Below are 9,180 nucleotides of genomic sequence, written 5' to 3' on the forward strand. Positions count from 1 at the left end.
TTGAACCTTGAACCTTGAACAGTCTAAACAAAAAAGGCTGCACAAGGCAGCCTTTTTATCTTACATTTAGATCATGAATCCAGCGTGTATATTAACCTACATTTTTACGCGCATTTCTAAACATACGCATCCATGGGCTATCCTCGGCCCACTCATCTGGGTGCCAAGAGTTAGCAACCGCACGGAATACACGTTCAGGGTGTGGCATCATTACAGTTGCACGACCATCTGTTGATGTAATACCGGTGATCCCTTCAGGTGAACCATTCGGGTTTGCTGGGTACTGTGTTGTTGGGTTACCGTAGTTATCAACGAACTTAACTGCTACGGTGCCGCTTGCAAGTGCAGCCTTAGTTGCCGCATCATTTGCAAATTCTGCATGACCTTCACCATGTGAAACTGCAATTGGCATACGTGAACCTGCCATACCATTAAAGAACACCGATGGGTTTTCTTGAATTTCAACCAGACTAAAGCGTGCTTCAAAACGCTCTGACTTATTAGTTACAAAGCGCGGCCAATGTTCAGTTCCTGGAATCAACTCTTTTAATGTTGATAGCATCTGACAACCGTTACATACACCTAAGCTAAAGGTATCTTCACGATGGAAGAAGCTTTGGAACTGATCGCGTGCCATATCGTTAAACAATATTGACTTAGCCCAGCCTTCACCAGCACCTAATACGTCACCGTAAGAGAAGCCACCACACGCCACTAAACCTTTAAACTGTTCAAGCGTTAAACGACCTTCTAAAATATCACTCATGTGAACATCTACCGCAGCAAAACCAGCACGGTTAAACGCAGCAGCCATTTCTAGGTGCGAGTTAACCCCTTGCTCACGTAAAATAGCCATTTGTGGCTTAGCACCTGTCGCAATGTACGGTGCAGCTATATCTTCGTTTAAGTCAAAGTTAAGTTTAACGTTTAAGCCTGGGTCTTTTGCATCAAATTTAGCGTCAAACTCTTGCTGAGCACACTCAGGGTTATCACGACGCGCTTGCATCTGATAGGTTGTTTCGGCCCAAATTGTACGAAGCTCAGTACGAGTATGATTAAGTACTGTTTGCTCACCACGATTAAATACAATGTTATCGTCATTATTAAGCGAGCCAATCACATGGCTAATTGCGGCAACACCATGCTGCTCAAATACAGCTTTTACAGCATCTAAATCACTGTTTGCTACTTGAATTACAGCACCTAACTCTTCGTTATAAAGCGCTTCAATATCAGAGCCTGTCAAAGTCGCTAAATCTACGGTTACACCGGTATGTCCGGTAAACGCCATTTCAGCGATAGTAGTAAACAAGCCACCGTCTGAACGATCGTGATACGCAAGTAGCTTGCTATCAGCCACTAGCGCCTGCATAGCATTGTAAAAGCCTTTTAGTAACTCAGGGCTGTCTACATCTGGCGTAACATCACCAAGCTGCTTATAAACTTGTGCAAGGCTTGATGCGCCCAGTCGGTTTTTACCCGCACCTAAATCAACTAATATAAGCGATGTCTCGCCTTTATCAGTGCGCAGCTGTGGAGTGACGGTTTTACGTACATCATCAACGCGGCCAAACGCTGTAATAATCAGTGATAGAGGCGATGTTACTGATTGCTCAGTTGTATCATCTTCATTTTTCCATGTCGTTTTCATTGACATAGAATCTTTACCTACTGGGATTGTTAACCCAAGTGCTGGACATAACTCTTCACCTACGGCTTTTACCGCTTCATATAGACCTGCGTCTTCGCCAGGGTGACCCGCAGCCGCCATCCAGTTTGCAGATAACTTAATGTTTTCTAAGCCACCAATATTAGCACCAGCAATATTTGTAAGAGACTCGGCCACAGCCAAACGTGCTGAGGCGCCATAATTAAGTAATGCCGCTGGAGTACGTTCACCTAGTGACATAGCTTCACCGTGGTAGGTATCGTAAGTTGCTGCGGTAACTGCACAGTTAGCCACAGGCACTTGCCATGGGCCTACCATTTGATCGCGCGCTACTAAACCAGTTACAGAGCGATCGCCAATAGTAATGAGGAAAGTTTTTTCTGCAATGGTTGGTAAACGTAATAAACGCTGCGCTGCATCCGCAGGATTAATAGCATCCATATCAAGTGCAGTACCGACTACTTGCTGCGACGTAACATCACGATGCATTTTAGGTGCTTTACCTAATAATACATCCAATGGTAAATCTACAGGGCTGTTATCAAAATGACTATCTGCAACCGTTAAATGACGTTCTTCTGTCGCTTCACCAATAACTGCATATTGTGCGCGCTCACGCTTACAAATTGCTTCAAAGCGTGCAAAGTCTTCAACGCCCACAGCAAGCACATAGCGCTCCTGCGATTCATTACACCAAATTTCGTGTGGAGCCATGCCCGGCTCATCATTAGGGATATCGCGCAGCTGGAATTTACCACCACGGCCACCATCATCTACAAGCTCAGGGAATGCATTTGATAAACCACCAGCGCCCACATCATGTATAAACGCAATAGGATTTGCATCACCTAGCTGCCAACATTTGTCGATCACTTCTTGACAACGACGTTCCATTTCTGGGTTTTCACGTTGAACAGAAGCAAAATCTAAATCTTCGTTTGATTGACCCGATGCCATGCTAGATGCAGCACCACCGCCTAAACCAATGTTCATTGCAGGGCCGCCAAGCGCAATCAGTTTTGCGCCTACTGGAATATCGCCTTTTTGAACATGATCAGCACGAATATTACCTAAACCACCTGCGAGCATAATTGGCTTGTGGTAACCACGTACCTCTTCACCATTGTGACTCGTTACTTTTTCTTCGTAAGTACGGAAATAACCTAAAAGGTTAGGACGGCCAAACTCATTATTAAACGCAGCACCACCTAATGGGCCTTCAGTCATAATGTCTAGGGCATTAACAATACGGCCAGGCTTACCAAAATCACTCTCCCAAGGCTGTTCAAAACCTGGAATACGTAAATTAGATACAGTAAAACCTACCAAACCCGCTTTTGGTTTTGAACCACGGCCAGTTGCACCTTCATCGCGAATCTCACCGCCCGACCCTGTTGCCGCACCAGAAAAGGGCGCAATTGCCGTTGGGTGGTTATGGGTTTCAACCTTCATTAATATTTCAATGTCTTCTTGATGATACGCATATTCACCTTGCGCATTCGGGAAGAAGCGACCCGCCTTTGAGCCTTTCATTACGGCTGCATTATCTTTATAAGCAGACAATACATTTTCAGGATTATGCTCAAAGGTATTTTTAATCATTTTAAACAGCGACTTTGGCTGTTCAATACCATCGATAGTCCAATCAGCATTAAATATTTTATGACGACAATGCTCTGAGTTTGCTTGTGCAAACATGAATAATTCGATGTCGTTAGGATTGCGCCCTAACTTGATGAAGTTTTCTACTAAGTAGTCAATTTCATCATCAGCAAGTGCAAACCCTTGCTCTATATTGGCTACGGCTAATGCTTCACGGCCGCCACCTAAAATATCAACTGATGACATTTGGCGAGGTGCATCACTGCGAAATAACTGCGCTGCATCTTCTAATTTACTATGAGTAGCTTCGGTCATACGGTCATGAAGAAGCGCTGTAACCTGTGTAAGTTGCTCGGCGCTTAAATCACCTTCAACATAGTAAGCAATACCACGCTCAACTCGGTGAACTTGCTTGAGCCCACAGTTATGAGCGATATCAGTCGCTTTTGAAGCCCATGGCGAAATAGTACCAGGGCGAGGCGTTACTAATACCAACTGACCCGCTGGCGCATGCTCAGCAATTGTTGGTCCATAGGTTAATAACTTCTCAAGTTTGGTTTGCTCATCATTGTTTAATGGCGATGTTAAATCGGCAAAGTGAGCGTATTCGGCATATACATTGGTGACAGGAAGTTGCAATTGTTGGCAACGCGCTAAAATTTTATTAACTCTGAACTCTGAAAGTGCTGGTGCACCACGAAGGATCAACATAAGTAATTTCACCCGGGGTTAGGGATTGAACGATATTTTAGGCGCGTATTATAGTCCAAATTACTCTCAGATTTAACTCAAAAATGCGCTTTTCATTAAATTAACTTTTTCTTTTTGTTTACACCTATTTTTTACTGGCTGCGATCAAACGGTAAGTGACGTAATCAGTAAGTTTTGTTATAACAGGAGATACGATGCTAAAGAGGCGAATATGTTGAAGATAAAGCTAATAACAATCATTACGTTAGTCATCCTTTTGTGTGCCTGTAACACACAAGAGCAGTCAACACAGCTCGCCCAAATTAAATCAGAAAATAAAATTCGCGTTGGTACACTCGCCAGTGCAAGTAATTATTATCAAGCTGTTCAAGGTGAACAAGGGTTTGAATTTGAACTCTCTCAAGCATTCGCCGACTACCTTGGGGTAGAGCTTGAAATTGTGCCCTTTTTTAATTTATCCGATATGTTTGCGCGCTTAGATAGTGGCGATCTCGATTTAATTGCCTCTGGACTTACTTTTAATAAGGCGCGCGCCGAACGTTATCGCTATGGCCCAACTTACAGAACAATAAGTCAAAAATTAGTATTTAAGCAAGGTCGTGAACGGCCAAGAGATTTTGATGATTTAACTGGTAACTTCACCATTATTGCTAAAAGTAGTCACTCATTAACATTAGAAGAAATACAACAAAACAATCCTGGTTTAACTTGGAGTGAAACCGAAGAGTTTGATGAAGAAGAGTTATTACAAGCCGTTATTGATGGGGAAATAGATTACACCTTAGCAGACTCTCATACATTAGCGCTGTTTAGGCGCTATCACCCTAACTTGAGTATTGGCTTTTCAGTTACGCGTAATGATTCAATTGCATGGATACTAAGAAAGTCGAATGATGACTCATTGTACGCATTGCTAGTTCCTTTTTTTGGTGAGGCAAAACAAAACAATCAACTTTATGTACTTGAAGAAAAGTACTTTGGCCATGTACGTCAGTTTAATTATGTTAATACCTTAGCCTATATAGATGCAATAAAAGAAACACTACCTAAATATCAACCTTGGTTTGTGCAATATGCGGGTAGCCTTGATTGGCGCTTACTTGCTGCATTGAGTTATCAAGAGTCGATGTGGAACCCACGAGCTAAATCACCAACGGGTGTACGCGGTATTATGATGCTAACAAGGCGCACAGCAAAACAAGTCGGTGTTACTAACCGCTTAGAACCAGAACAAAACATACGTGGCGGTGCAAAATACTTAGCTAAATTAATCAAGCGTATACCTGATAGAATCCCGCAGCCTGATCGTACTTGGCTTGCACTTGCAGCTTATAATGTTGGTTGGGGGCACGTCAACGATGCCCGCATAATTACTGAGCAACAAGGCGCTAGCCCTGATAAATGGGCTGACGTTAAAAAGCGCTTACCATTGCTAGTAAAAAAACGTCACTACCGTAATACCCGCTATGGCTATGCTCGCGGTGATGTTGCAGTGACTTATGTTGATAATATTCGTCGCTATTACGATGCGCTTGTTTGGTTAGATGAAAATAATGCAATGGCAACTATACCGCCAACTTCCGAAACAGAAAAAGAAACAAAAGATAAAAGCATTAAACCAGGTGATGCAAATCAACGTATAAGTGATGGCGTAGAAAAAGAAAAATAAAAGCGCTGTGAAAATTTCGCGCTATATTAGCTACATGTTAGAAAAGCAAATAGTTGTTTACTTGCAATCAATTATTCAATAATCTGGCTCAATTGTATTAAAATCTGTGTCATCACCAAGCACATAAGGATAAGTAATGCTTAAACGTAGACGTACACATCAGCTTAAACGTTGTATAAAACACTCAACTGCCACTCGTCGTCGAGTGATGTTAAGAAACTTACATAAAAAGATAATTTGGCGCCGTCGTATGTTCGCTATGCAGCAAATGGCTGAATTAGACGCCTTAATAGCAGCTGCAGACTAATCGTTGTTAAGGTTGCGAGCGGCTAGCTTTGCGGCTTTAATTTGTGCTCGGCGACGTTTAAAAAAACTAGAAATAGTCTCAGCACATTGTGTCTCTAAAACCCCACCCGTTATTTCTACTTGATGGTTTAAACGAGGTTCTTGCAACAAGTTCATAATAGAACCAGCAGAACCCGTTTTAGCATCGGCTGCACCAAATACTAAACGTTTAATTCGGCTGTGCACCAACAGACCTGCACACATAGAGCAAGGCTCTAACGTGACATACAAAGTGCAGTCAATTAAGCGATAGTTGTTAAGCACTTTTCCGGCTTCTCTTACCGCTATCATCTCAGCGTGGGCAGATGGGTCATTATCGGTAATTGAGCGATTATAACCCGCGCTTATAAGCTGATTATTTTTGACAATAATGGCGCCTACCGGGATCTCATCGAATTGCTCTGCTTGTTTTGCATATACAAGGGCTTGTTCCATCCAATATTGGTCGTCAAATGGCTCTGTCATGATTATTACTTAACTATTTTTTATGCCGTAATTATACCAACTTAGCGTAAAAAAATGCGTAATTGATCACTTTATTGCAAAAATAAAACAAATTTAAGTGGTTTACCATGGCCCATAAGGCGGGATTTACGCTATAATCTCTCGCTTTTTTTATTTAGCTCACAACACGGGTAGCAAATGAAATTTCCTGGACGCCGCAGGCATAAACATTATTTTCCAGTGGAAGCCAAAGATCCACTGACCAATCAACTTAACGCCACAGAACGATTACACCGCAGCTATATTACGGGGATCGATCAAATCGTTGTTGATATAGAAGCTAAGGTTGACCAAGCTTTTCTCGATGAATTTCAATTGCGCCGAGGGATGTCGCAAGTTATAGATAATGACATCACTAATGCTTTATACGATCGCTTAAAACTAAACGATATGGTCGATTACGAATTCGCAGGAGGAACCGTTGGCAACACGATGCACAACTATTCCGTACTTGCTGATGATCGTTCGGTACTATTAGGCGTAATGAGCGAAAATATAAAAATAGGCAGTTATGCTTATCGATTTTTATGTAATAACTCAAGTCGTGTAGATTTAGACTACTTACAACCAGTCGATGGTCCTATTGGCCGTTGCTTTACCTTGATTGATGAAACAGGTGAGCGCACGTTTGCTATTAGTGCTGGCCTGATGAATTACCTAAAGCCAGAGTCAATTGATAAAGAGCTAATAGAAGGCTCATCAGCATTAGTCATCAGTGCTTATTTAATGCGTACTCAAGATGATGAAACCATGACCGAAGCGACCATGCAAGCAATCAAGTACGCTAACGATGCAAATGTACCGGTGGTATTAACTCTAGGAACTAAGTTTCTTATCGAGCAGGACCCGACATGGTGGGCTAACTTTGTAGAAAAGCATGTTGATATACTTGCTATGAACGAAGAAGAAGGCCAAGCAATTACTGGATATGAAGATCCACTTCTTGCTGCTGACAAAGCATTAGACTGGGTTGACTTAGTTATTTGTACAGCCGGTGAAAAAGGCTTATTTATGGCTGGCTTTGTTGATGACAGCTGCAAACGTGAAACAGAGTACCCATTATTACCGGGTGCTATACCAGATTTTAATCGTTATGAATTTTCACGTGCAATGCGTAAAATTGACTGTGAAAATCCTATAAAGGCATATAGCCATACTGCGCCGTTTATGGGTGGGCCTGACTCGATTAAAAATACCAATGGTGCCGGTGACTGTGCTTTAGCCGCGGTTTTACATGACTTATCAGCGAATGTTTATCATAAGTTGAATGTTGCTAATTCAGCAAAGCATCAGCAACAAGCCATTACCTACTCTTCGCTCGCACAAATTAGCAAATATGCTAACCGTGCAAGCTTTGAAGTACTTGTACAGCACTCTCCTCGCTTATCTCGTGGTTTGCCTGAGCGCGAAGATTGTTTAGAACAAGTGTATTGGGATCAATAAGATCCCATTACGCTAAACAAAGCTAAAATATAGATATATCAAGCTTTTTAGATAGCAGCTCTAATGCTGCTATTCCCGCCACTGAGTTACCAAAAGAGTTTAATCCTGGTGAATATACTGCCACTGTAAATCTATTCGGTAACACCGCTAATATTGTTCCTGAAACACCCGATTTACCTGGCATGCCAACACGATAACCAAAGTCACCTGCTGCGTCATATAAGCCACTGGTAAATAACAACGAATTTAGTTGCTTGTTTTGACGACTAGAAAGTACTCGTTTATTCGAGCTGTAATCTATCCCTTTATTGGCTAAAAAATTATACGCCTTGGCAAGTTCAATACAATTAAGTTCTATGGCACAAAAATTAAAATACGACCAAAGGACATCATCTACTTCATTCTCAAAGTTACCAAATGATTTCATTAAATGTGCCATTGCCGCATTTCTATGCCTAAACTCATACTCTGAGTTAGCCACTTGCTTGTCAATTACAATACTTCGATTACCTGATAAATCGCGAAATGTTTCAAGCATAGAGTGCATTGGAGCTGATAAACGACTATACAAAGCATCACAGGTAACAATCGCTCCCGCATTAATAAATGGGTTACGTGGAATCCCTTTTTCAAACTCAAGCTGTGTCAGAGAGTTAAACGCCGTACCAGAAGGCTCTTTGCCAACTCTATTCCATAATTCATCGCCATAGCGTTGCAACGCTAATGTCAGAGTCATTACTTTAGATACAGATTGAATTGTGAAACGTTGCTCACAATCACCGGCGCAGAAAATTTCTCCGTCCGTAGTATAAATAGCAATAGAGAACTGCTCAGGAGAAACCTCTGCCAATGCCGGTATATAATCGGCAACTTTACCCTGCGTTAGTAAAGGCTTAACCTCTTGAGTTATCTCATTTAACACTCGTTGGTAATCACTCGTTGGCAATCGACACCTCAATAATACGAAATCTAAAATCAAATTTTAACACGTCAGATCCATAACCGCATGGTAATGTTGAGCAAATAGGGGATTCGCTGATATCAATGAAAATATTTCACTACAAACTTCGAAACTATTACAGCATAAGTAAACCATAGTAAGGGCTTTAAGTTCCTACTTTTTTTACTTTAATCTGATGCCTTTAATTAGAGTCGGTGGGCTACTTCGTAGCGACAGCGCAGTAGAATGTCGCAGTGCCCACAGCGGTAAAAAGTCACATAGCAAATGCTACACTAT

6 protein-coding genes are annotated in these 9,180 nt (G+C 41.8%); 3 read left to right on the forward strand and 3 right to left on the reverse strand.

All coding sequences use genetic code 11. The features are described from left to right. Positions 1-91: 91 nt before the first annotated feature. Positions 92-3,982 (reverse strand): phosphoribosylformylglycinamidine synthase, encoded by a 3,891-nt coding sequence (purL, locus tag CWB77_RS16565; protein ID WP_138623657.1) that lies wholly within the window; start codon positions 3,980-3,982, stop codon positions 92-94. A 211-nt stretch (positions 3,983-4,193) separates the two neighbouring features. Between purL and mltF the strand changes: the two genes are divergently transcribed. Beyond that, a complete protein-coding gene (mltF, locus tag CWB77_RS16570; protein ID WP_138623659.1) occupies positions 4,194-5,651 on the forward strand; it encodes a membrane-bound lytic murein transglycosylase MltF in 1,458 nt (485 codons plus the stop codon). 136 nt (positions 5,652-5,787) lie between these two features. Then, positions 5,788-5,958: a hypothetical protein gene (locus CWB77_RS18445; protein WP_008468235.1), complete on the forward strand. Its 171-nt coding sequence runs from the start codon at positions 5,788-5,790 to the stop codon at positions 5,956-5,958. Here CWB77_RS18445 and tadA read toward each other — a convergent pair. Then, positions 5,955-6,461 (reverse strand): tRNA adenosine(34) deaminase TadA, encoded by a 507-nt coding sequence (gene tadA / locus CWB77_RS16575; protein ID WP_138623661.1) that lies wholly within the window; start codon positions 6,459-6,461, stop codon positions 5,955-5,957. The two genes, CWB77_RS18445 and tadA, sit on opposite strands and share 4 nt — an antisense overlap. 177 nt (positions 6,462-6,638) lie before the next feature. Here tadA and CWB77_RS16580 point away from each other — a divergent pair, with 177 nt between their 5' ends. Continuing rightward, positions 6,639-7,943 carry an inosine/guanosine kinase gene (locus CWB77_RS16580; protein ID WP_138623663.1) on the forward strand — a complete coding sequence of 435 codons (1,305 nt, stop codon included), beginning with the start codon at positions 6,639-6,641 and terminating at the stop codon, positions 7,941-7,943. 22 nt (positions 7,944-7,965) lie between these two features. Here CWB77_RS16580 and glsB read toward each other — a convergent pair whose 3' ends face one another. After that, positions 7,966-8,889, reverse strand: a complete 924-nt coding sequence (glsB, locus tag CWB77_RS16585; protein WP_010390961.1) for a glutaminase B — start codon at positions 8,887-8,889, stop codon at positions 7,966-7,968. Between the last annotated feature and the right edge of the window lie 291 nt (positions 8,890-9,180).

The organism is Pseudoalteromonas sp. S1610 (assembly GCF_005887465.1).
GTDB classification, from domain to species: domain Bacteria; phylum Pseudomonadota; class Gammaproteobacteria; order Enterobacterales; family Alteromonadaceae; genus Pseudoalteromonas; species Pseudoalteromonas undina.

Coding starts and splice junctions, on each gene's coding strand:
- purL (WP_138623657.1), bottom strand. CDS start 3,982: ATGTTGATCCTTCGTGGTGCACCAGCACTTTCAGAGTTCAGAGTTAAT.
- mltF (WP_138623659.1), top strand. CDS start 4,194: ATGTTGAAGATAAAGCTAATAACAATCATTACGTTAGTCATCCTTTTG.
- CWB77_RS18445 (WP_008468235.1), top strand. CDS start 5,788: ATGCTTAAACGTAGACGTACACATCAGCTTAAACGTTGTATAAAACAC.
- tadA (WP_138623661.1), bottom strand. CDS start 6,461: ATGACAGAGCCATTTGACGACCAATATTGGATGGAACAAGCCCTTGTA.
- CWB77_RS16580 (WP_138623663.1), top strand. CDS start 6,639: ATGAAATTTCCTGGACGCCGCAGGCATAAACATTATTTTCCAGTGGAA.